The organism is Coleofasciculus sp. FACHB-1120, from assembly GCF_014698845.1.
GTDB lineage: Bacteria > Cyanobacteriota > Cyanobacteriia > Cyanobacteriales > FACHB-T130 > FACHB-T130.
Window position 1 is genome coordinate 344,836 of record NZ_JACJTV010000003.1, and the last position, 22,323, is coordinate 367,158.

The following is a 22,323-nucleotide window of genomic DNA, read 5'->3' on the forward strand; positions in this document are numbered from 1 at the left end:
TAAAAGGAAAAAGGCAAAAGTGAAAATCTTTCTTTTTCCTTTTGCTTTTTAACTTTTGCCTTTTACAGCTTCCCGTGATTTTTTTACCCGTTCAGTCATATCTTCTGGTTACTTCCGATCTTGGCCCCCTTTTAGGGAGTATTTGGCTCGATATCGCGGTACTGGGATTGATGCTTTTACTTTCTGCTTTTTTCTCCGGCTCGGAAACGGCGATTACAGCCCTCGACAACCTTAAACTCAGGGCGATGATTCAAGAGCAGGGAGACCCACGCCGGATGTTTGCGCTGGTCTTAGAAAATCGGGGCCGATTTATCACTACCCTCCTAGTGGGTAACAACCTGGTCAATAATTTTTCGGCGATTCTAACTAGTAACTTATTTGCTCTCTGGTTAGGGAATGCAGGATTAGGAATTGCTACTGCTGTTATTACTTTTCTAGTGCTGATTTTTGGGGAAGTTACACCTAAATCTCTGGCAATCAACAATGTGATGCCAGTTTTTAAGTTTGCCGTTCGCCCAATTTACTTGCTATCTATCGTTCTCGGTCCACTCGTTTATTTATTTGAGAAAATAACTCAGCGGGTAATTCGCCTGTTTCAGGGGGGTGTTGTCCAAGAGGGAGAGTCTTTACGGGATCTCCAGCTGATGATTGAAATTTTGGGAGGCAAGGGGCACCTAGATTTACACAGACACCAGTTGCTGAATAAAGCCTTGATGCTAGACAGCCTCAGCACCCGCGATCTCGTTAAGCCACGGATTGACATGAGGACAATTTCCCATGAAGCGACGTTGCAGGAGTTTGTGAATCTGTGTCTGGAGACAGGATATTCCCGTATTCCTGTGCAGGAGGAGTCTAAGGATCAAATTGTCGGCGTTGTTCACCTGAAGCGAGCGCTCCAGCAGCTGAGGTTTTTGAAAAAAGAAGGGATTGATAATGGCTTGGTTACAGAGGCGATGGACCCGCCAGTATATGTGCCGGATACGAAACGGGCTGCCAATCTACTGAAGGATATGTTGCAACAACGCCTCCACATTGCCATCGTCGTCGATGAGTATGGGGGCACGGTGGGGTTGATAACGCTGGAAGATATTCTGGAGGAGCTAGTTGGCGAAATTTACGATGAGAGTGATTTTCCCAGTCGAGCGATCGCTACCAGAAATGCCACGCGCTCTGGTGGCGGCTGAGTCAAGGAACAGGAATCAATGTAGCACTAAGCGATGTAGGTTCCCGCTCTCATCCTTCTACTTGCACTGTCCCTCACTTTTTCCACAGCTATAAAATCAATTTGCAAAAAAACTTTTGCATTTTCTAAACCTTGTGCTACGATTATTAATCGTGGAACAAATGGGTCGATGCCCGAGTGGTTAATGGGGGCGGACTGTAAATCCGCTGGCTATGCCTACGCTGGTTCAAATCCAGCTCGGCCCACCACACAATAAAAGTTCTGAGTTATAAATTTTGAGTTATTATTTCAAGATAACCAGCTCAAAATTTAACACTTACAACTTCTAAAACTGCCCGTGTGGCTCAGTGGTAGAGCACACCCTTGGTAAGGGTGAGGTCACGAGTTCAATCCTCGTCACGGGCTTTTTAAGCGAATAACCTATCGAAGTTTCATCTGGATTAGCCTACCTCAGAAGCAATATTTCTAGGGATCTATCTGCTCTTAGGGATATCCAGTGAGCATTTTCTGATTAATCGAGTACGCAAATCGCTCTATCACTAGAGATACCCAAAGGAAAGCTCATTTATTGACCACTGCTAAAGCGTTTAAAGGCGCTGTCGTGAAAAACTTTAGCAGTTAAAACTATAGGATGATGGAGTAGAGATAAAAGCAATACGCAGTTTGATTCCTGACTGGCTCAATACAAGTCATAAATGACGAAGGATTTTGCCAGAACCCATGAATATCAGACTCGCTCAAACAAAAAAACAATTTATCCGCTATTTACAAAATTTTTAGAGACCACAACTATAGGGGGAGCGAAAAGCAATAGATGACGGTAATTTCTCTAATCCGGCTTTGGACAAAATACGAGAAAAACTCGTGTAGAGTATCGCCGATCCTATAAGAATCGGCTGATTTTGAGGAACCCTGATTTACAGGCTAAACATCAACTCAGTTGTGGGTGTTATAGCTAACATGGTCACTATTTACAAAGCCTATGATGATAAATATGCGGGTGTTTTTGCCTTGAACCCCTGTTCACCCAATTTTTGAAAATAAGGATTTGTATTGAGTTAAAACGGGTGCGGAGGGACTCGAACCCCCGCCAAACTGCTTAGAAGGCAGCTACTCTATCCACCTGAGTTACGCACCCACCTAAAAACACATCAGCAAAATTTGCTCTGTCGTAAATTGTATCTGTGTCGAGCACTGCAAAGCAACCCAGAAAGCCAAAGCTTTCTAAATATATCGCTCAAGCAGCTTTAAGCTCAATGTAAACTAGAAACCAACATATTCAGACATTTGGATAGGATAGTGTATTAGTCAAGGTGATATGCGCTACGCGGACGCACTCGCGGCGTTGTCCGATGTTAACCCAGCACTAGGGCTGGATCGCACCTTTGAATAGTTGCGTGGCGATCGCTTTTTAGCCGCACAACGCCCCCGGTCAAGTCAGGAGTCATTTGCCAGTGTCATGTTTATTCTGAAACGGCAGGATGTTGAAATTTCTAGCATTCAGCACCCCAAGCGGGAGCAGCAGATCCCGATTCTCACTTATCAGGGGCAAACTTTTCGCTTGATCAGTGTATTTGCGGCTAATCAAGCAGAAGAAGCCAGAGCCTTTTGGCGAGACCTTACTGATAACCGTGGCAAAGCCTGCGTTTTGCTGGAAGAGCCTGATCGGTATAGTGTGTGGGGCAAAATTCGTCTAGATCAGCTGGCTGCGGAGGCTAGCAGTGATGTCAAAATTGTTCCTCTAACCCAAGCTTGCCTATTGTTGCTCCAGGCGGTTTACATAGACGTTGAAGATTTATTAGGAAACAGACAAGCCGGATTATTTCAAAAAGACCTGAGTGATGTCTTCCGTCAGTGGCACTTTCCTAGTGCAGATGGGGCGGAAGCTGTAAAAAACTTGCTAACGATGGACCCCTTGACTAGCCTCCAAATTCCCCTTTGGGAGGAACATCATCTGATCACCTTGTTACAAGAATTGCATCGCCTGGGGAAGGAATATTTCGGCAATACCCACTTTGCCCAAGGAGTAAACGATACATTACAAGATATGCAACCGGCAGAGCGGTCTCAGTTCCTGGAGTGGCTGAATCAATCTCCCCTAGGTAAGCTGTGGCGATAATCTGAAAAATGTTCAAGACATGTGCCAAAGCTTGCATTAAGATGAGACACTTGCGCTTCTTAGAGGAGATTTGTTAGTTGATTATTAATTGAATTGCATTGGCGATTAAACCTTGCGTGCATCCTTGTTTTGAAAAACTATGAGCAGTTCTTTAGATAAGTCGTCGGAAAAAACATCCGGTTTAGAATCCTTTCTGAACGTACAGACCGTAATCATTGCGGGAATAACCTGGGCTGTGCTAGCACTGCTGTATTTTCTACTGTTTAGCATTTCAGCGCCCGGCGAAAATCCTCCGCTTTGGTACACGATTGGAACTTACATTTTTGAAGAGGTGGCTTACTTAGGGGCAGCAGTGCTGTGTTTTAGAAACTGGCGCAGTCCCCAGATTGTCAGCGGACGTAACGTCTGGCTGGGATTTGGGCTGGGGATGCTGTGCTATTTTCTGGGAAACCTGTTGTTTTGCTACTGGGAACTGGTTTTACATCAAGACCCCATTGTGTCGCCTGGGGATTTGTTTTTTGTACCTGCCTATTTGTTTCTAGGCTGGGGAATGATTTTAGCGGTCATCTCCCGGCGACTGAATCTAGAAGTTTGGCAGTGGGCAGTCGTGGCAGCGATCGCAGTTGCCGGAATTGCCTTAGCAGTCTGGCTACACGTTGCCGCCCCTGATAAGGAATCATCAGCAACTCTACCCTTACCCGCAGTAACAACAGAGGTGGCTAAAGCGACTTCATCCAAGAAAGCGATCGCTGCCACCAAAGCACCAGCAGTGAATAAAACCGCTACTGTAGTAAAAACAGCACAAGCAAAACCCTCGGCTCCTACTAGAGAAAATCAGGCTCCAGCCTGGGTTCTATCAGTGGAAAAATTTCTAAAGCCATTAGAGCAATTTCTGAACATTTTTTACGTTGTTAGCGATATCTTTCTGTTGATTGTTGCCTCGACTGTATTGCTAGCATTTTGGGGAGGTCGTTTTTCTCAGTCTTGGCGGATGATTGCTGGGGCAGCTTTTTCATACTATGTTGCCGATATGTGGCTGAACTACGCCGATGCTTTCATTGATGATTATCAAAGCGGAGGACTATTGGAAGTATTTTGGGTTTTCAGCGGCGTCCTGTTTGCCATCGGCGCTGTCCTGGAATTTGATACATCCAGTCGTTCCCGTCGTACCGGACGCAAACGTGCTTAGGAAGTAGCATGAGTGTGAGAAAACTCTCTGAATTAGATAAGCGCGACATCCTCAACCTGTATCGACAGCCAGGAGAGACAACCTCAACCCTGGCTAGTCGTTATGATGTCAGTAATTCAACGATTAGCCGTCTTTTAAAAACTCGTCTATCCGAGCAAGAATATGAAGCTCTGATACAGCAAAAGCGAACCAATCGCTCCCACTCGATTTCCGAACCTGTCACTGAAGCTGATGAGGAGCCAGTAGAAACATCGCTTACTACATCGACAGAGAACGAAGAATTCTTTCTTGGCATCCAAGAGTCCTTTGCAGAGAGTGAAGAATCCTTGAATGCAAGCCCTAGCGCCCCGCGGCGTCGTAGGCGTTCCTCAGTTCCTACTGAGGAAGAGAAGGCACAAGAGCCGGAAAACATTCCTGTCGAAATTTTCTCTGGAATCGATTCCTCTATGCCCCTCTTTCAGGTGGCTGTAGATGCAGTACCAAGTAATAGTCCCAATTTACTTGATAAAAATTACAGTACAGAAGCCAGTGTCATACAAGAGATGCTGGGGGAAGACCTAACTGATTTAGAGGACGACGAGGACGGCGAGGACGATGAGGAGGACGACGATTTAGAAGACCTCGAAGATGAAGACGACTGGGAGGATGATACAGCAACTCTCGAAAGTCCAATTCCAGCAGGAACATTTAAGCGAGCAAATCGCGCTAGTGTTCAAGTTTTACCACTTTCTAACGCGGTGCTTCCCAAAACCTGCTATTTAGTGGTAGACCGAGCAGCGGAATTGATAGCGAGACCTATGCGAGAGTTCAGTGACCTCGGACAAATTCCTGCCCAAGAGGTTCAGCAGAGAACACTCCCAGTTTTCGATAACCATCGGGTAGCTCGAAGGTTTTCTAACCGCACCCAACGAGTGATTAAAGTTCCAGATGGCAGGATGCTTCAGAAAACTTGTTCGCAACTGCAAGCGAAGGGAATTACTCGCTTGCTGATTGATGGTCAAGTGTATTCGTTATAAGAGGCAGTGGTGAAACGCCGTCAAGTTCTCAAACAGCTGCTACAAACATCCGGCGGGCTGATTGCTGCTAGCTTACTCCCAGGCTGTCAGTTAGCAGGGTCAGTGGAGCCGCTGTTTTTGCTTGACCTGCTCAAGCCAGACTCAAAACTGCCAGAACACCTGCTCACGTCATTGAGCGAATTTTATGTGCAATCTTATGCCTTGCCGCCTAGGATTAATCTTGACAACTGGCGGTTAAAAGTTACGGGTGCGGTTGCCCAGCCTCTGACGCTGACCTTTCAAGACATTGTGGCAGCGCCGCAGGAAAATTTTTACCTGACAATGGAGTGCATTGGCAATCCCAGTGGCGGCAACCTGATTGGAAACGCTCAGTGGACAGGTACCCCTTTGCTACCTTTTCTAGAGCAAGCTGGCGTTAAATCAGAGGCGATAGAACTTAGGCTGCACGGAGCTGATTCTTACGAGACAACATTGCCAGTTCCAGAAGTCATGAGAAAAGAAGTGCGACTGGTTCACCAGATGAATGGCGAAGCTCTCACTCAGTCTCATGGCTACCCTTTACGCATCATAATTCCCGGTCACTTTGGTCAGAAGCAACCCAAATGGCTGGTCGAGATTGAAGCTATCAGCAGCCAGAAGCGAGGTTTTTGGGAACGTCAAGGCTGGTCTGATACAGCGGAAATTCCTACTCATGCACTGATGCGCCAAGTACAAAACACTCGTGTCTGGAACCGACAGCATCGGTTGCATTTGGGGCGCACAGGTGAAACAGGTTGGGCAAACGGCATTTTGATTGCTGGTGTTGCTTTAGACAAATCTAGTCCGATTACAGCCATTGAGGTCAGTACCAACGATGGTAAGACTTGGCAGAATGCTGAGCAAAATCAACCGGCGTCTCCCCACGAGTGGACGCTCTGGCGTTATTTATGGATGCCCCAGCAGCCGGGAAGTTATACTTTACTTGCTCGCGCTACGTCTTCACGCCAACAGCAGCCACTGAAAGATGAGAATCGAATGGATGGCAGTAGTGGCATTCTGCGAATTCAAGTGAGTTTGCAAGAGTGATTGAATAAAATTGAGAAATCAGTAGAGACCCGAAGTTTTGCGTCTTTGTTTAAAATAGCCCTCTTTTGTCAAACTGGGGTGAAACCTTAATTTTTGGTGGGCTATAACAACGTAAATTCGTTGAATTTTCCCAAGTGACAAAAGAGGGATAGGGTTTGAGAAACAGATACCTGTGTAGATGTATGGCAGTCTGCCCCCACACGCAAACAGAGTAAGCCCCTGTTATGGATGAATCTTGACTCACAGAGTCTATTGCTTGTTTAACGAGGCTTCAACTGTTTATAAAAACTCAAAGAATTTATAGATAAAGTGACCACCGTATTTTTACGGAAAATAAGTTTTCTATAGAATTATCATTAGAGAAATCACTCAATTATTGAGTTTTGAAAAAAGATTAAAAAATATTTGTAACATCATCTGTTTGAGCCTTCTAGGGGGGGTAGTCTAGAGAAGTAAAATATTTTTTAAAATATTGATGAGTAACAGATAGAAGCTGAGTGAAGAAAGATTCTGTTATAAAAGTAACCGCCAAAAAGGCAGTTATTAAGCCAAGTAAGATTTGTTTCAAGCCTCTTCAACGGTTTATATAAACTAGGGAGCGATCGCGCTATGGAAGTAAGCCATTTACTAAAGCTTTATGAAGACGGGCAAAGAGACTTTGCTGGGATCGATCTCAACGGAAGTGACTTGAGGGGAGTTACGCTAATTGGGGTCAATCTTACGGGCGCTAATCTGAGGGGAGCCAATCTGAGTCGGGCTTTCCTGACGAAGTCCGACTTGACGGGTGCTTATTTGAACTGGGCGGATCTGAGTTTTGTCAAGCTGAGTGAAGGCAAACTGGTAGAGGCAGACTTGACGAAAGCTAACCTCAGTGGCGCATTCTTAGTAAAATCAAAACTGCCTGGAGCCAAACTGAGCGGTGCAAATCTCAGCAATGCCAATCTTCGAGTTGCTAACCTTTGGGGTGCTAATCTCTGTGGAGCAAATTTGCAAAGGATTAACCTGCGGGAAGCGAATCTCAGCGGCGTTAACCTGAATTGGGCTAATTTGTGTGAAGCGAGACTCACGGGCGCGAAATTGTATGGAGCTTCCTTGAGTGGAGTTAACTTCAAAAAAGCTTTTTTAAAAGGATTAGACCTGGGTGGAGCCGATTTAGAGGGAGCCAACCTTAATGATGCCAAACTGAGCGGCGCTAACCTGGAAGGCGCTAACCTGAGTGCAGTGGATCTCAGCGAAGCGACACTGCGTAAAGCCAATCTGAAAGGGGCAGACTTACGGGGAGCCAATCTAGCCAGGGCATCGTTGGAGGGGGCAGACTTGAGCTGGACGATTCTGAGTAGAGCAAACTTGAGTGAAGCAGATTTGAGTGAGGCAAAGCTGGTAGGAACTAACTTGGAAGATGCTCAGATGAATGGCGCTGTGCTGCCGTTAGAACACCGAAACTCACAGTCAGAAGCAACGATTAGTGGCAATGTGACACCGTTTGAACAACCAGTTAGAGTAATGGTTGGGTAGTTGAGAGAACGCTAACCGAGCGTTGCTGATAGATTTAGGCTTTTCTGTGGACTAGGTTACAGGCTATGGATGGAGATTCGGGTGCAACTCGTTACGGTGTAGTGTTGGTAACGGCGTCTTCGCGGCAAGAAGCAGAAGCGATCGCCCAAAATTTAGTTGAATCCCAGCTAGCGGCTTGTGTTAACTTCATGCCAGTGCATTCTGTTTATAGTTGGCAAGGTAAGGTTAACTCAGAAGAGGAGTGGCAGCTAACCATCAAAACAGATTTAGCACAATTTTCCGCTCTCGAAGCCAAGATTCGAGAGTTGCATTCTTATGAAGTACCAGAAATCATTGCTTTGCCAATCTTAGCTGGCTTTCCGCCCTATCTTCAGTGGATTGCAGACAATGTAAAAGGCTATCTGTAGATAGCTGCTTCTAGGCGTGTTGCTAAGTCAATGATGTCTTCAATCCTGGCAATTTGATTGATCCATTCGTCGGGAATATTTTCAACACCGTAATAAATTCCCGCTAAACCACCAGTAACAGCAGCAGTGGTATCTGTATCCTCACCTAAATTTACCGCTTTTAGTACTGCTTCGGCATAAGAGGAGCTATTTAAGAGACACCAAAGCGACGCCTCTAACGTATCAATTACATAGCCTCCAGAGCGGATCGAGTCTATTGGTAAACTGGCAAGTTCACCGCTATTAACTCGTTGGAAGTGATGCTTTTCCTGTGCATATAAAGATTGGGAATAAATCTCTTTGACATCTTGAATGCCTTGCAGATAAGCAGCTTGTGGAGCAAGACCTTTCAATAAACAAACACCAATGCTGATATAAATTCCGCAGGCAATTTGGCTCCTTAGATGAGCGTGAGTGATGCAAGAGACTTGATGCGATCGCTCTATTAGTTCGGGAAAGTCTAGGGTTTTGTGATAGTAAACTAAAGGCAAGATTCGCATCAATGAGCCATTACCATTACTCCTCTCATCTTTTCCTCCCGCTTCTAGGGGTGGAACGCCCTGTTTTAAACGCTTAATAGCATAATGGGTGGTATGCCCGATGTCGAAAACCTCGCCGTAGGGAGTCCAGAAACCCTCGTTAAACCAACGACAGAAAGAGCTAGCGATCGCATCCACAGAAAATCCACTACACAGAGCGTCCGCTAAACAGAAGGTAAGAGAGCTATCATCTGACCAAGTGCCAGCAGGTTGATGATAAGTTCCGTAACCTATCATCTTCGTCACAGGTGACTTTATCCGGTCAATTCTGTTAGTAAATTCGACTGGAACACCCAACGCATCACCGACGCATACACCGATCAGCCCTGCCAAGACTTTAGAGCTTGTTTTCATTTCAAGTGTTTTATCCAGACTACTGATAATTCCAGGGTAGTTTGCGATCGCAATTGTGCGTGCATTCGGCCCGCAGCCATGTTAATAGTTCGCAGGGGATGGCATCATCTCAAGGAGAATTAGATGCTCGAAGGCGTCCTTGTTCCTCTACGCTGCCAAAATTCCTTAACTCTTCGCTCCCACTGCTGCCAGTAAATCATCATATTATCGGGTTCAAACCAGAACACCTCAGCAGGCATTTCCGGAACCGCTACAACCAGCAAGGCATGACTCAGATGGATGCCGGACTCTTGATAAAATTGGTTAACCGCACCCGTGTAAGCCGCTAATTGGATCGGGCTATCGCGGAGGCGTTCGACTGATCCTTTGGGCTTATCGGCAGTTTTCCAATCACAGACGCAGGGAATGCCTTGATAACTCGCAACGCAATCCACTCGACCCGCATAACTCAAATCGTAGTGGAAGACAGACCCTTCCACCAGCCGCACCTCTTGAATGTCCTGCAACACCGGCTCTATACTATCCCAGTAAGGTTTAGCCGCGTCTGGACAGGCGACATTTTCCCCCAGTAGATAGCGCTGAATGTGCTTGTGGGTGGACGTGCCGCGACGGCTAGCAGCACCAGAAATTCGGTTGGCTTCCTCTACTCCGACTCGGTTGCGCCAGTTGAAGAGTGCTTCTCGATCTTCTTGCGGTTTGGTGGCGTTGAGGATAGTGGAGACGCTGGGAAAGCGATCGCCTTTCGCATCCACATAAAATTGTTTTCCATATTCCCGTAGCGTTTTAGCACGGTGATGAGGCAGTAAATTGATATTTAGCGTCATTATTGTTGAGCGATTAAATCAGCCAGTGATGATGTTCATCAACGGCGGCTTTATCATTTATTTAGGAAACTGATAGCTGCTGAGATAGAACTTTCAACTGCATCCTCTTTCTTATGCACCTTGCTCAGCCTGATTCCGTTCCCACTGTCCCGCACCCAAAAGCATAATCCTGAGCATGATGGGGCGACCTTTTGAAGTTCTTTGGCTGTTCCCTATGGCTGTTGTTGTTTTTTATTTTATTTTATTCAAGCCGATGGGCGGATTTGAACCGCCGACCGTTCGATTACGAATCGAATGCTCTACCACTGAGCTACACCGGCACTGCCGATTTACTATCGTAGCAGGTTTAGATAAAAACTGTTGCACCCAATTTTTGGTAAAAAAGCGATCGCGTCCAATTTTCTAGCACCCACCGCCGCCGTTGCTGAACCCCATCATGTCAAGATGGATCTAAAGTCGGTGGGGATCGAGACGGATGGTAGACCCAAAATTAAAAAATCGTGCCCGCAACACCAAAGGCACTCGGCAAGTCAGCGTTGAACAGTATGCACGGCTCAAAGGTGAACTTGCTACTCCCTACAAAGGTCTGAGACAATTTGTTTATGTGGCGTGTGGCGCTTCTGGCTTCATCGGAGGCGTGGTATTTCTTGCTAAATTAGCCTCTGGTCAGGAAATCTCCTCAGCCGTGCCTAACTTGGCGCTTCAAATTGGAGTGGTTGCTTTGATGGTTTGGCTGTTTCGCCTAGAACAAAAATCTGAACGTAAGCTATAAGGCTGAGAATTTCCAGTAATTTTGCGGATTCCCCAATGGGTAAGACAATTTAAGCTTGAAAGAAGGGATCTGGTGAGTATTTCACATCTTTAGAACTTGCGAGGAAAATAGGCTAGATCGGTAATTTGGCTTAACAACCTTCTTGCAGTCTTTGGCTTCCCTTCTTGAAAGCCGATAAAGTTCTGCGTTACTTCATCGGCTAGACGCCTAACCTAAGATAGAGTTCATCCCCAGACATGGAACTAGAACAACGCTTGGGTCTATATCAGGTATTCCTGAAGCTCTATGAGCATCATCGTGGTTTACTAGATGAGATTCTTAAGCTAGAAGATAGCGGCAATAAATTTCTTAGTGGCATTGCACCGCGATATGTACAGGGCGTGGCGCAGGAACAGCAAGTCTATCTAGTCACAAACTTAATAGATGCTAAAACGCAGATGTTGTGTCAGCCGCAGCGGACTTGGACGATGGGACGGTCACGTCAAGTTGCTCTACCGATTCCGGATAGACGGTTGTCTCGTAATCATGCGGCGATTCAATATATCGACAACCAAGGTTTTTATCTGGTTGACTTAAAGAGTACAAATGGGACTTTCGTCAATGGCGAACCCGTATATAAACGTGTTCTTCTTAAGGATGGCGATCGCATTCGCCTAGGTGGTCTTGCTTTTTCCTTTTTCTTAGGAAGTACTATCTGCATGGTGGATAATGTTCCTGCTGGCTTGATGGCAGAAATTAACGCCCTGACCAATGCAGAGCCACCGCTTCCGGTTACAGATTTAGAAATACCGACCGCTCCAACAAAAGTTCATCCGACAAAAGTTCAGACACCGAACACCGAGTGTCAGAAGGATACTTCACATTTTCTAGCTAACTCTGCGGCTATTCGAGATCCATTAGTCTCAGTCGTAGAAACTCCGTTAGAACCTCAGCTAACTCCCACTCAGCAATCAGAAATTTTAGACCGTTTTTTCAGCAGACAGATTTCTGATGTCGGTACAAAGAACTAAAGGTACAAAGAACTAAAATTTATGTAGAAACCCCAGTTTCAAGTAGAAACCGGGGTTTTTTATATGTAGGAGTCGCCCTAAGCTTCCTAAAAAGCACTTTAGGGTAGGAAAACCCACCCTAAAGTGCTTTTAGTCGTCTAGAAGTTCTTCCTCTAAGTCTTCGTCTTCGGCGTCAACTCGCGTGACAGAGTTGGCAGGAACGACTGCCCCCATCTCCAGCTTTTGACGTACCTTTTGCTCAATTTCTTGAATTAATTCTGAGTTTTCTTCCAGGTACTTAATGCTGTTATCCCGACCTTGGGCAATGTTATCACCGTTGTAGCTATACCAAGCTCCTTTACGGGTAATGACTCCAGTTTGTTCTGCTAAGTCAACCATACATCCTAGTGTCGAGATCCCCTTGCCAAAAATAATGTCAAATTCGGCGATGCGGAAGGGAGGGGCAACTTTATTTTTGGCAACTTTAACTTTAGCGCGGTTGCCAAATTCTTCGTTGCCTTTTTTCAGCGTTTGAATTCGACGAATATCCAAGCGCACTGAAGCGTAAAACTTGAGGGCATTACCGCCAGTAGTTGTTTCTGGGTTCCCGTAGGTGACGCCAATCTTTTGGCGCAGCTGGTTGAGGAAAACCACTGTACAGCCTGATTTACCGATGTTTCCGGTAATTTTGCGAAGAGCTTGGCTCATCAAACGGGCTTGCAAGCCCATGTGGGAATCACCCATTTCGCCTTCAATTTCAGCTCGAGGCACTAAAGCGGCTACCGAGTCAATGACGACGATATCCACTGCCGCAGAGCGAACTAGCTGATCGACAATCTCTAAGGCAGCTTCTCCGGTGTCAGGTTGAGAAACCAAAAGATTGTCAATATCAACGCCCAGTACAGCTGCATAAGCGGGATCTAGGGCGTGTTCAGCGTCAACAAAAGCAGCGACCCCTCCTAGTTTTTGCACTTCGGCGATCGCGTGCAAAGCCAAGGTTGTCTTACCGGAACTTTCCGGGCCATATATTTCAATCACCCGTCCCTTTGGCAAGCCACCCCCTAAAGCTAAATCCAGTGTCAGCGCTCCAGTGGAAATTGTTTCCACCTTCATGCGGGTGGCATCTCCTAGGCGCATAATTGCTCCCTTGCCAAAGCTGCGCTCAATTTGGTTTAGCACTAGGCTCAGGGCTTTGTCCTTGTCGGGATTGTTCGTGATTTGGATAGCCATTAATGCCTCAAGAACAGAATCAGGTGTGGTGAGATTTTATTCCACACTTAGCAAAAGTTGCTTTAGTGTGGGCTTCTCCGCCTCGCGGATCGGAGCTTCCTGCTTCGATGACTCTTCTTATAAAAGGGATGTCTAACAAGACACCCTCACAGTCTCCACAGGCAGAAACGATGGAATCCACCGCCTTTTGATACAGAATGAATGCTGGTTCTAGCCATTTGCCTACTCAGGGTTACTCAGTTTTTGGCTTTGTAAGTAAGTAGGAAATTTTCACTAACTAGGGTTACATCAAGAATTGGCACCAAAACTTAAAATTGTCCCAAACAGCGACAAATTTTAGTTTCAGATAATTTATTATATCACTTTTGGCAACAAAGTAGAGCCGCAAGTGCCCTTACATCAAGCTTTACACGGATGGGGGAACCCCCTGGCAAGGCTAGCGATGGGAACCTCCATTGTAGTTCAAATGTTCTACTTTTAGCCAACACTGAGAGATAAAATCGGTCAAGAAACACCTAGCCGGTTTGAAGCAATGGATGGGATTCGCGATCGCCACTTTAGTGACGCAGTTACGCCAGTTTCGTCAAAAGTCAACGAATGCAGCCGGGTCTCGCTAATCTAGAGACATAAACTGCAAATGGCTTGATCTAAGCTGATTTGAGCATCCTCTGCATTGACTGATGTCTCAATTCCTGTATTCTCCTTATCTTTAGGCGATGAACTATTATCTTTCCAATCAGCTGGTTCCAGATACAGCTGTATCAGTGGCTGGGTTAACGTCTTATCTACAACTGCTGTTAGAGCAGGATGAACAACTACAGCAAGTCTGGGTAACAGGTGAAGTCTCCAGCGCCTCTCAGTATCGCAGCGGACTATTCTTCACCCTGCAAGATCCCGATGCTAAGGCGGCAATGAGTTGTGTGATATGGAACAGCCAGCTAAATAAACTGATGCAGCTGCCGGTGCAAGGAGAGCAGCTAATTGTTTTGGGCAGTATCCGGGTTTATCCCCAGCGAGGACAGTACCAGCTGATTGTCTGGCAGGCTCTACCGGCGGGAGAGGGGTTACAGGCATTGCGCTATCGCCAGCTGCGAAATCGGTTGGAGGCAGAAGGATTATTCGATCCAGAACGCAAGCGATCGCTTCCTACTCATCCCCAAACCATCGCTGTCGTCACGTCGCCGCAAGCTGCTGCGTGGGGAGACATTCAACGCACGCTCAGACAACGTTATCCTGGGTTGCAAGTTCTGTTTTCACCAGCGTTAGTTCAGGGCGAACAAGCTCCGACATCGATTGTCTCGGCGATTGAGCGAGTGGAGCGGGATGATCGCGCTGAAGTACTGATTTTGTCGCGTGGAGGTGGTGCGGTAGAGGAGCTAGTTTGCTTCAATGATGAGCGGGTGGTGCGAGCGATCGCAAATTGTTCGATTCCCGTGATTACTGGGATTGGTCATCAGCGAGATGAGTCTTTGGCTGATTTAGTTGCCGATGCTTATGCTCACACCCCCACCGCCGCTGCCGAACAGGTGGTTCCAGAGCTGGCAAGCCTTTACGCAGAACACCAGGAGCGCGTCCTCGCCTTGACTGAAGCTGTGAATCAACACATGGAAAACGCTCAAGAACAATTGCAACGAGTGCGAAGCCGCTTGCGACGGATTCCCCTAGACCGACAAATTCACCAAGAAAAACAAGCGATCGCTTGGAAACGTCAGCAACTGTTACAAGGAACAGCGCGGCATTTAGCGCAGGCAAACCAACACTGTCAGATGCTCCGACAAAAGCTAGCTACCCTTGACCCCGAAAGCGTTCTGCAACGAGGTTACGCCGTAGTCCGACAACAAGATGGCGCGATCGCGCGGTCCACAGAAGGTTTGGCACTCGGACAGGAACTACAAGTTCAGCTGGGCACAGGACAAATTAAAGTCAAAATTAGTGAAATTATAAATAGCAAAGAGTAGCAATTTCACGCGATACGGGTATTTTTTATGAGCAAAACCACCAGCACCACTGACGGCTCAAGCGATCGCCGCATTGATACCCAATTTCCGAAAGATTGGAACTACGAAGCGACTGTTGCCAAAGTTGAAGGGATTATTCGGCAAATTGAAGCCGGGAAACTAGAACTTGCCGACGTTTTTGAAGAATTTACCGCTGCGGTAGAATACTTGCGTCAATGTGAAAGCTTTCTACAAGAGCGGCAACAGCAGATGAATTTATTAATTGAGACGCTGGCAGATGAACCAACGTCCTTTTGAGAGATGGCATCAGGCGATACTACCGCGCTTCCTAGCTTCTTTATAAGAAGTCCCAACATTTCTCAAACCAGCCTTAATCATCTGTTGTTCGAGTAAGGCAAAGAAACGAGCGCGATCGCCCCCTCGCACCACTGCCTGATTGTGTGCCTCTGCAAGCGCCACCGGATAGCCATAACCCTTCTGCACCTGAGCTAACATCAAGCTGAGCGAAACATCCAGCTTCTCCGGATTCTCCGCCACCCAAGCGGGAACTTCCACACGAGCAATTTCAGTCCCAACATGGACGTAGCAGAAGTAGATTTGATGGGCACCGTACAACTCCAGAATCCGTGCAGAACTACGCCAGAGAGGGCTGCGTTGACCGGGTTGTAATTGAGATGCCCAGAGGGCAGTATCTCGCAAGGGATCGAAAACCTGACAAGGTGCCCGGTCAAACTGGCCAGGGCAATGAGTCATGCAGTCGGGAACTGGATGCGGACAGGCTGGCAGACGCAGGAAGTTCAGTGCTTCGCTGCTGCGAGAAGCACTCAGGTAGCCCATGATCGGAATCCCTGTGTCGCGCAGAACATCCCAGGCTTCGAGAATCGGAGGCAAAATATGGTCGCGGGCTTCCCCCGGTAGCTGCTCTAGAAACCAATAAATTAGTGATCCATCTACCATTGCTAGGGCAGGGATTGGGGATTCGGGATCGGGAATTGAAGATGGAATTTTCGATTTCCTGTTTCCATTTCCCTGTTTTGATGTGACTTCTGAAGGTCGGTCAATCCAGCTAGCAGCCAATTCTGCTAATACAGATGCCTCTGAAGCCGTGCGTCGATAGCCCATCCATTCCTCAGTGCGAATTCCCCACTGGCGAGAAATGTAAAGGTCTTCTGAGCGATAAAAGACTTCTGGGAGACTATCTAAGAGCGGATACAAGCTTTGTCCATAATGCAGTACCACCCGACCCACGTTAATCAGATAGCAGTAGGCGATTTCATGGTGACTCGGAGCAATCTGAGATCCATCTGTGGCGATAATCGTATGAACAGCCGGAGGGGTAGGAAGGTCAATGGCAGTGCTTAGCGACTCAATGGGTGCGGCTGCTGCGAACCCCATGCGATCGCGCCACTTTTCTTGCATCTGTACCAAATCTGCCTGAGACTTTTGAGCTAGTGTCAGCAACTGCTGGGCGCGTTCCAAGCGTTGGCGACTAGCAGCAGCCTCTACCGTTAGGTGTTGACTAATCCCCTGCATTTCCCGCGAGAGTTTGGTTAGGTCAAGCATAGTCAGCTATCCGCTTTTCGCCTATCAGCTTTCAGCTTAAAGCATGAAACATCAAGGCGATCGGGATAAATTTATAATTTACACTGGATACTTCTTGACTCCTGTACCCTAAAGCTCTCTGCCCTCATTTAAATCCAAGCCGGGAAATCTTGAGCAAATTGAGAGAGAGATAAAAGCTTAATTCGCTCCTGATAACTGACAGACTCCCGTTGAGCAGCAGTATTATAGCCCCAGTCTGCCAGGAAAAGCTCGATGTGATTGAGGTCTGGTTGCTGCTGTACAGTTTGCAGAGTTTTTAGGCGATCTTCCACAAACCAAAGGCGAACCGATGGATCGCCGCTGAGTTCGCGCAAAATTTCGTACTTAGGACGGCGATTTTCTTTTCCAATAATGCATCGATCGGGGAGTTGAATGCCCTGTTGCTGCAACAACTGGCGGACAAAGCGCCCCTCTTTAGTAGTGACAATGTACGTTTGGATGGGTGTATCTGGAAGCGATGCCTTCTCCGATTGCATCTGATACATTTTTTCTACAACACCCGGATAGAAACGGTGCAAAGCTAGCCAACCCTCTAAATCGCTAGCAATCCACTCATCCCGAATGAGATCGAGCTTCGTGCCGATATCAGCCGCATTCAGATTATCTTCTAGCAGGATTTGCTGAGCCACCCCTGACCAATCTTGCAACATCTTTTCGTCGGGAATGCCCAATATTAGCGCCCGGATTGCCACCGGCATTTCCCAACCGATTTCTATAATCGGTCGTCGCTGGTAGAAACTTTCAGCCAAACCATCTGGAGGTGTGAGATTAGGAGGTGCCCAAATTTGACAATAGGTGCGCCAAGCTGTCTGAAAATACTCGATTAGCCCGTCACAGATAACACCGTCAAAGTCAAGGGCGAGAATATTTGGATAACTTGCACGCATGGTTCTAAAGCCGCAATTTTACGGTTTATCTTGGCACAATTTGCCCAACAACCCCAATAACCAGTAGAGACGCGATACATCGCGTCTCTACTGGTGTTCTAAAATTTAGATTTTAAAATTCAACTGGGGTGCAAGGATTCGAACCTCGGAATGGCTGGACCAAAACCAGCTGCCTTACCACTTGGCGACACCCCATCGCATCAACCTTCGTTATAGTAGCAGTTCCTACTAGGGGATTGTCAACAATTTTCAGAAAATTTCTCGAAAATCCTTCTACACCAGTGGATAAATGCTGAAAGCTCAAGATGGATTTTAGGGGGTAGACTCATAGAAAAAGCTGCTGCAACGCTTACCAGTTCAAGAGTGTGGCTCTTATAACAGGCTCCCCTTCTACCTGCGGAAAGGCCACTTGAACAGTGTTTGAGCTTTTTTTGACATTTATAGCTCTTTGAAACTCATATCGGGTGGTGCACAATCAGGGGATGATTTTCTTTTGAATTTCGCGCAAAGCAGCAAAGGGCCTCGTTTTTGCGCGAAATTATCGTCCTTTTATCCTTCTACTGTGCAACGCCCCTATAGAGTGACAGCTTTTTCAACTAGGCTGGATAAATTCGCAGCCGTCGATTCGGTTCTTCCCCAAAACTGTCAGACTTGAGGCGATAGTGTTCGACGAGTTCGTGTTGCATTTTACGGACTTTAGAGGAACGCGGCAGGAGTTCCACCGGCTGTCCTTTGGGAATCACGATTTGCTCCACGGCAAGGCGGGCTTCTTCGAGAGCCTCAATCTCGTCTTCACTACCACTACTGGTAAATAAGCTAAGTTCGGGGACATCCAGGATGTGCGAGTCATCCATATCTAGCAAACGCCGCAGGGCACGGGTAATCTGAGGAATGGTACTTGCCTTAATCGCATGGATGGGAACCTGACGGGCTTTGGCAATATGCCGTAGTTTGGAATGGTTTTTTACGTGCGACCGAATCGCCAAAACTGCATCCGCACTATCCATATCCTTCGTCAGCAAGATAGGCAAATTCAGCACCCGAATGACTTGCTCTAATTGTTGGCTGCTCACCCCATAAGGATAAACGTGCAGCGGCAACTCTTCGCCATTTGGTCCCACAAAGGTTTCATTTCCAATCGTCTGAGGTTGATGCCAAGATTGATCCAGCATCTGCTCAAAAGAAGGTGCAAGGTTAGAAGAGACAGGCAATGTACTAGAGGCAGATTCTTCTGCTCTAGTCAATAGGTTTTGCGGTTCTGCTCTCATGCCTCGTGTTGGTTCTGACTGAATCGGTAAGGGCGTCATTTGCCCAGAAGCCCGCCAGCCCATTGGTCGCGCTGGGGCGTCGTGGTTGGAAGATATCCGACTGCCTCCGCTCATCGCCGGTCGCATGAGTGACGATGCTTGAGGGGTCTCATGGGTAATCGTAACTTCCCCAGTTTCGCTGGTTGTCCTAACTTGATAACCCGGCTGACGCCCCCGCAGCAGGGTGTCCACGGTATCGGCAACACTTTCATGCACCACCCAGCGCTGCCGTTCTAGCATTTCAACAGCGATTTCAAAGGTTGGCGGGGCTTTTCGTTCCAAAACCGTCTTTTGACTGCCCCGGCGTCTGGCTTCATCGTCTCCCAGGGTTACAGCCTGAATGCCGCCCACTAAGTCAGATAACGTTGGATTTTTAATCAGATTTTCAATCCGATTTCCGTGAGCCGTGCCCACCAGTTGGACACCTCGTTCCGCAATCGTTCGAGCTGCCAAGGCTTCTAGTTCTGTACCGATTTCATCAATGACGATGACTTCTGGCATGTGGTTTTCCACTGCCTCAATCATGACTTGATGCTGGAGTTCTGGACGGGCAACTTGCATCCGTCTGGCTCTACCAATTGCTGGATGAGGAACGTCACCATCCCCAGCAATTTCGTTGGAGGTGTCGATAATTACAACTCGTTTCTGTAAATCGTCGGCTAAAACTCTGGCGATTTCCCGCAGTGCTGTTGTTTTGCCAACGCCGGGACGCCCCAGCATCAGAATTGATTGACCTGTTTCTACCAGGTCGCGAATCATGCCGATAGTACCAAAGACGGCTCGACCTACCCTCAAGGTTAGACCAATAATCTCGCCGCTTCGGTTGCGGATAGCGCTAATCCGGTGCAGAGTTCGCTCTAGCCCCGCCCGGTTATCCCCACCAAAGTTTCCTACACGGTCTATACAATAATTCAGTTGTTCTCTAGACACTGGCGTTTCGGAGAGATACTCTGCCTGTTTAGCAAACCGAGCCTCTGGAAGACGCCCCAAGTCTAGAACAACCTCAACTAACTTATCTCGTCCGGGATGCTGCTCTAAAGGTTGCCGAATTTCATTCGGTAACACGTCCAGTAATTTCTGGAGATCGTCTGTAATCTGCATTCTTTGTACAGTGACGTTTTTATCCACAATCGGCGAATTAAATAACTTCTGTTTGTTTTCTGCCTGGGAATTGTTGCAAGTTAGCGATCGCAAGGTTGAAAGGTTGTTTTGTGCTAACCGTCAATTTTTTAACTTCCAACCTTTTAATCGATGACATATCTAAAATCGCGCTTCTATTGGCTATTGGGGCAAGGTTTTGAGTTGAAAAACTAGCGAGTGAGCAAGATCAACAGCCTGCCAGAGTAAATCTGGCTTTTCTTCCAAGCGTCCAGGTAAAGGTGTCCGACTTGACGCGGATGCATCCCCACATACTTCGTTCATATTCATTTTTTCTAATTCATCCAGAATGGGTGATAACAAAACACGAGCGTAGCTACCGTAAGCAATCCCGGCGATAGCAGGGGATTGAGGGGGAAAAGTTTGAGTGGCTTGGGGCGGGTTTTTATTCGATCCCTGGTTCCCTACAGAGATGCCTGATAAAGATGCCCTTACAACTTCTGACTTTTGGCGGCTGTTGAGCAGTCCCATTGTCCTGAGTTTGCCAACAGTGTGGCGATTGGTGCCTCCTGCTAACTGCACATATCCGGGCAATCCCGCAGTTAGAACTTTTTGACCTAACTTTACAGCAGCTATCGTTGTGCCATCGCCAATATCGCCACTCATCGGACGCCCATCTGTTTGCCAGATGAGAGGACAAGGTAGGGGTGCCATCAATTCGTATAGCGTCCGGAGGTAATCAAGCATTGCTTCACCATCCGGACAACTAATGGCTAAAAGCTTGAGCTGGTTTACCCAAGGCGCGATCGCACTCCAGAGTCGTTTAAAGTCCTCTACTCTGCCAACTTGCGTGTGAATTTCTAGGGCATCTACGCCGCTTTGAAATACCAAAGGTGCGATCGCTTCCGGTGCGGATACATAAGAACGAGTATAAATTAAATTATTTGGACATACGGGAATACACCGTCCGCAGCCATAACAACGTTTGTCAATCACGCCAGAGAAACCGTTCTGGCTAAAGTCAAAAGCGATCGCATCAGCCGGACAAATACTTTCACAAGGTCGCCAGCAATCTGCCGGACACTCAGTTGAGTTAAATTCAGCTTTCCGGAAATGAGGATCTTCCCCATCATTTAGGCTGACCATCAGCCAAGGCAAACCTTCTACGCAGTAGCCGCGTTCGCGAGCGACATCGGCAAGGGTAGCAGCAGCTCTTAGGCCTTCTTGTGCCGCAGCAATCACTGCTGGGTCAGCGGCAACATCGATACAATCAGCCCCAGCTAGGGTATACGCCAACGTAAGATTTCGGACGGCAGGGAGGTGTTGGAAACTAGCTCCGCAAATGAGCTTAAACCAGTGACCCTCTCTTAAGGAACGTAAGGGATAGTAGGTATCAGTCACCTTTATATGCTAATGCGTTCCCGAATAAATGGGGAGATGCAAACAGTAAAAATCAGGGGAGTTTTCACTACTCCCCCTTTCATAAAAACCGTCAAAATCTAACGTTTGCTTTTAGTCAGCGATCGCATTGAGCAGCACTTCCGCCAAGGTCATATCTGCCATGTCATCCAGCGTTATCGTGTCGCAGATATCAAACTTTGCCCCTGCACCTTGTAAGTCATCATCTAACGCCTTCAGAAACCGGGCGGCTGTGGAGTCTGACCCTACTTGAACCATTGAGATTGCCAGTTCTTCATCGCGTTCCATCTGACGAGACGCCTCAATAATCGCCCGCATCACGCCTTTTCGGTCATCGGGTTCACCATCTGTGACCACCAAAATGGTTTCGCCACCCACCTTAGTCTGACCTGCTGCTTTCCGCTGAAAGTAAGCAGCGATCGCATCTTGTAATACACCTGCCAAATTAGTTGTGCCAGCCGGGTCGTTTTCTTGAAAAATTTGTGCGACTTTGCTGGAATTTACATTGTCGTAGCGTTTGAATCGGCTGGAAAATAAGTAAACTGTAATCCCATCTGGGTCAAATTGTTCGCATTTTCGCGCCAACGCCAAGGTAGACTCCTGTGCCGCATCCCACCGGCTTCTGCCTCCCGGCTGGTCTGGCGTGGACATACTGCCACTTTTGTCAATAATTAACGTATAATCCCGATCTTCTGCGCTCATTAGCTAATCTCCACATTACTTTTTTGATTGAACGATTTGCTGCTGATTCCACAACAAAATTGCGATTAAACACTGGCAAACAAAATCTTGGATTTTAGATGTGGAATCC

The 22,323-nt window shown here is 47.2% G+C and carries 19 protein-coding genes and 5 tRNA genes; 13 read left to right on the plus strand and 11 right to left on the minus strand.

All coding sequences use genetic code 11. From position 1 onward, the window contains the following. Nucleotides 1-74 precede the first annotated feature (74 nt). The 3 genes from H6H02_RS05245 to H6H02_RS05255 all read left to right on the plus strand — a co-directional run bounded on the left by H6H02_RS05245 (nt 75) and on the right by H6H02_RS05255 (nt 1,588). Nucleotides 75-1,184, plus strand: a complete 1,110-nt coding sequence (locus tag H6H02_RS05245) for a CNNM domain-containing protein (RefSeq protein WP_190815317.1) — start codon at nt 75-77, stop codon at nt 1,182-1,184. A 162-nt stretch (nt 1,185-1,346) separates the two neighbouring features. Continuing rightward, nucleotides 1,347-1,431, plus strand: a tRNA-Tyr gene (locus tag H6H02_RS05250). Nucleotides 1,432-1,516: 85 nt separating this feature from the next. After that, nucleotides 1,517-1,588: transfer RNA gene (locus H6H02_RS05255), tRNA-Thr, on the plus strand. 659 nt (nt 1,589-2,247) lie between these two features. On the opposite strand, the gene H6H02_RS05260 is transcribed toward H6H02_RS05255, so the two are convergent. Then, nucleotides 2,248-2,321, minus strand: a tRNA-Arg gene (locus H6H02_RS05260). 321 nt (nt 2,322-2,642) lie between these two features. On the opposite strand from H6H02_RS05260, the gene H6H02_RS05265 reads away from it, so the two are divergent. The 6 genes from H6H02_RS05265 to cutA all read left to right on the plus strand — a co-directional run bounded on the left by H6H02_RS05265 (nt 2,643) and on the right by cutA (nt 8,494). Beyond that, on the plus strand, nt 2,643-3,302 hold the full coding sequence (locus H6H02_RS05265; protein ID WP_190815319.1) for an Npun_F0813 family protein: 660 nt from the start codon (nt 2,643-2,645) through the stop codon (nt 3,300-3,302). Nucleotides 3,303-3,441: 139 nt separating this feature from the next. After that, nucleotides 3,442-4,491: a hypothetical protein gene (locus tag H6H02_RS05270; protein ID WP_190815321.1), complete on the plus strand. Its 1,050-nt coding sequence runs from the start codon at nt 3,442-3,444 to the stop codon at nt 4,489-4,491. An 8-nt stretch (nt 4,492-4,499) separates the two neighbouring features. Next, a complete protein-coding gene (locus H6H02_RS05275) occupies nt 4,500-5,507 on the plus strand; it encodes a transposase (protein WP_190815323.1) in 1,008 nt (335 codons plus the stop codon). Between the two features lie 9 nt (nt 5,508-5,516). Continuing rightward, complete coding sequence (locus tag H6H02_RS05280) at nt 5,517-6,572, plus strand: molybdopterin-dependent oxidoreductase (RefSeq protein WP_190815325.1); 1,056 nt, start codon at nt 5,517-5,519, stop codon at nt 6,570-6,572. 609 nt (nt 6,573-7,181) lie between these two features. Beyond that, nucleotides 7,182-8,087 (plus strand): pentapeptide repeat-containing protein, encoded by a 906-nt coding sequence (locus H6H02_RS05285; RefSeq protein ID WP_190815326.1) that lies wholly within the window; start codon nt 7,182-7,184, stop codon nt 8,085-8,087. 65 nt (nt 8,088-8,152) lie between these two features. Continuing rightward, on the plus strand, nt 8,153-8,494 hold the full coding sequence (cutA, locus tag H6H02_RS05290; RefSeq protein ID WP_190815328.1) for a divalent-cation tolerance protein CutA: 342 nt from the start codon (nt 8,153-8,155) through the stop codon (nt 8,492-8,494). Here cutA and H6H02_RS05295 read toward each other — a convergent pair. The 3 genes from H6H02_RS05295 to H6H02_RS05305 form a co-directional block, all read right to left on the minus strand. Beyond that, nucleotides 8,485-9,426 carry an ADP-ribosylglycohydrolase family protein gene (locus H6H02_RS05295; RefSeq protein WP_190815329.1) on the minus strand — a complete coding sequence of 314 codons (942 nt, stop codon included), beginning with the start codon at nt 9,424-9,426 and terminating at the stop codon, nt 8,485-8,487. The two genes, cutA and H6H02_RS05295, sit on opposite strands and share 10 nt — an antisense overlap. A gap of 119 nt (nt 9,427-9,545) precedes the next feature. Further along, nucleotides 9,546-10,250, minus strand: a complete 705-nt coding sequence (locus H6H02_RS05300) for a PD-(D/E)XK nuclease family protein (RefSeq protein ID WP_190815330.1) — start codon at nt 10,248-10,250, stop codon at nt 9,546-9,548. Nucleotides 10,251-10,498: 248 nt separating this feature from the next. Beyond that, nucleotides 10,499-10,570, minus strand: a tRNA-Thr gene (locus H6H02_RS05305). Between the two features lie 155 nt (nt 10,571-10,725). Between H6H02_RS05305 and H6H02_RS05310 the strand changes: the two genes are divergently transcribed. Together H6H02_RS05310 and H6H02_RS05315 are read left to right on the plus strand one after the other, a co-directional pair. Further along, nucleotides 10,726-11,022 carry a DUF3493 domain-containing protein gene (locus H6H02_RS05310; RefSeq protein ID WP_190815331.1) on the plus strand — a complete coding sequence of 99 codons (297 nt, stop codon included), beginning with the start codon at nt 10,726-10,728 and terminating at the stop codon, nt 11,020-11,022. 236 nt (nt 11,023-11,258) lie between these two features. Further along, nucleotides 11,259-12,032, plus strand: a complete 774-nt coding sequence (locus H6H02_RS05315; protein WP_190815332.1) for an FHA domain-containing protein — start codon at nt 11,259-11,261, stop codon at nt 12,030-12,032. Nucleotides 12,033-12,161: 129 nt separating this feature from the next. Here the strand turns inward: H6H02_RS05315 and recA are convergent, their stop codons facing one another. Continuing rightward, a complete protein-coding gene (gene recA / locus H6H02_RS05320) occupies nt 12,162-13,241 on the minus strand; it encodes a recombinase RecA (protein ID WP_190815333.1) in 1,080 nt (359 codons plus the stop codon). A 716-nt stretch (nt 13,242-13,957) separates the two neighbouring features. Here recA and xseA point away from each other — a divergent pair. After that, nucleotides 13,958-15,199: an exodeoxyribonuclease VII large subunit gene (gene xseA, locus H6H02_RS05325; protein ID WP_190815334.1), complete on the plus strand. Its 1,242-nt coding sequence runs from the start codon at nt 13,958-13,960 to the stop codon at nt 15,197-15,199. A gap of 27 nt (nt 15,200-15,226) precedes the next feature. Next, complete coding sequence (gene xseB, locus H6H02_RS05330) at nt 15,227-15,496, plus strand: exodeoxyribonuclease VII small subunit (RefSeq protein ID WP_190815336.1); 270 nt, start codon at nt 15,227-15,229, stop codon at nt 15,494-15,496. Nucleotides 15,497-15,505: 9 nt separating this feature from the next. On the opposite strand, the gene H6H02_RS05335 is transcribed toward xseB, so the two are convergent. The 6 genes from H6H02_RS05335 to H6H02_RS05360 form a co-directional block, all read right to left on the minus strand. Then, entirely contained in the window at nt 15,506-16,762 is a 1,257-nt protein-coding gene (locus H6H02_RS05335) for a DNA double-strand break repair nuclease NurA (RefSeq protein ID WP_190815338.1), read from the minus strand. Between the two features lie 128 nt (nt 16,763-16,890). After that, complete coding sequence (locus H6H02_RS05340) at nt 16,891-17,688, minus strand: HAD family hydrolase (RefSeq protein WP_190815340.1); 798 nt, start codon at nt 17,686-17,688, stop codon at nt 16,891-16,893. Nucleotides 17,689-17,811: 123 nt separating this feature from the next. Continuing rightward, nucleotides 17,812-17,883: transfer RNA gene (locus H6H02_RS05345), tRNA-Gln, on the minus strand. A 401-nt stretch (nt 17,884-18,284) separates the two neighbouring features. Further along, the gene (locus H6H02_RS05350) at nt 18,285-20,096 is read right to left on the minus strand and encodes a R3H domain-containing nucleic acid-binding protein (RefSeq protein WP_190815473.1); all 1,812 of its coding nucleotides are present in this window, start codon (nt 20,094-20,096) and stop codon (nt 18,285-18,287) included. 180 nt (nt 20,097-20,276) lie between these two features. Next, on the minus strand, nt 20,277-21,494 hold the full coding sequence (locus H6H02_RS05355; RefSeq protein ID WP_190815342.1) for an LdpA C-terminal domain-containing domain: 1,218 nt from the start codon (nt 21,492-21,494) through the stop codon (nt 20,277-20,279). Between the two features lie 111 nt (nt 21,495-21,605). Then, nucleotides 21,606-22,214 (minus strand): VWA domain-containing protein, encoded by a 609-nt coding sequence (locus tag H6H02_RS05360; protein WP_190815344.1) that lies wholly within the window; start codon nt 22,212-22,214, stop codon nt 21,606-21,608. Nucleotides 22,215-22,323: the final 109 nt, after the last annotated feature.

Coding starts and splice junctions, on each gene's coding strand:
- H6H02_RS05265 (WP_190815319.1), top strand. CDS start 2,643: ATGTTTATTCTGAAACGGCAGGATGTTGAAATTTCTAGCATTCAGCAC.
- H6H02_RS05270 (WP_190815321.1), top strand. CDS start 3,442: ATGAGCAGTTCTTTAGATAAGTCGTCGGAAAAAACATCCGGTTTAGAA.
- H6H02_RS05275 (WP_190815323.1), top strand. CDS start 4,500: ATGAGTGTGAGAAAACTCTCTGAATTAGATAAGCGCGACATCCTCAAC.
- H6H02_RS05285 (WP_190815326.1), top strand. CDS start 7,182: ATGGAAGTAAGCCATTTACTAAAGCTTTATGAAGACGGGCAAAGAGAC.
- cutA (WP_190815328.1), top strand. CDS start 8,153: ATGGATGGAGATTCGGGTGCAACTCGTTACGGTGTAGTGTTGGTAACG.
- H6H02_RS05295 (WP_190815329.1), bottom strand. CDS start 9,426: ATGAAAACAAGCTCTAAAGTCTTGGCAGGGCTGATCGGTGTATGCGTC.
- H6H02_RS05300 (WP_190815330.1), bottom strand. CDS start 10,250: ATGACGCTAAATATCAATTTACTGCCTCATCACCGTGCTAAAACGCTA.
- H6H02_RS05310 (WP_190815331.1), top strand. CDS start 10,726: ATGGTAGACCCAAAATTAAAAAATCGTGCCCGCAACACCAAAGGCACT.
- H6H02_RS05315 (WP_190815332.1), top strand. CDS start 11,259: ATGGAACTAGAACAACGCTTGGGTCTATATCAGGTATTCCTGAAGCTC.
- recA (WP_190815333.1), bottom strand. CDS start 13,241: ATGGCTATCCAAATCACGAACAATCCCGACAAGGACAAAGCCCTGAGC.
- xseA (WP_190815334.1), top strand. CDS start 13,958: ATGAACTATTATCTTTCCAATCAGCTGGTTCCAGATACAGCTGTATCA.
- xseB (WP_190815336.1), top strand. CDS start 15,227: ATGAGCAAAACCACCAGCACCACTGACGGCTCAAGCGATCGCCGCATT.
- H6H02_RS05335 (WP_190815338.1), bottom strand. CDS start 16,762: ATGCTTGACCTAACCAAACTCTCGCGGGAAATGCAGGGGATTAGTCAA.
- H6H02_RS05340 (WP_190815340.1), bottom strand. CDS start 17,688: ATGCGTGCAAGTTATCCAAATATTCTCGCCCTTGACTTTGACGGTGTT.
- H6H02_RS05350 (WP_190815473.1), bottom strand. CDS start 20,096: ATGCAGATTACAGACGATCTCCAGAAATTACTGGACGTGTTACCGAAT.
- H6H02_RS05360 (WP_190815344.1), bottom strand. CDS start 22,214: ATGAGCGCAGAAGATCGGGATTATACGTTAATTATTGACAAAAGTGGC.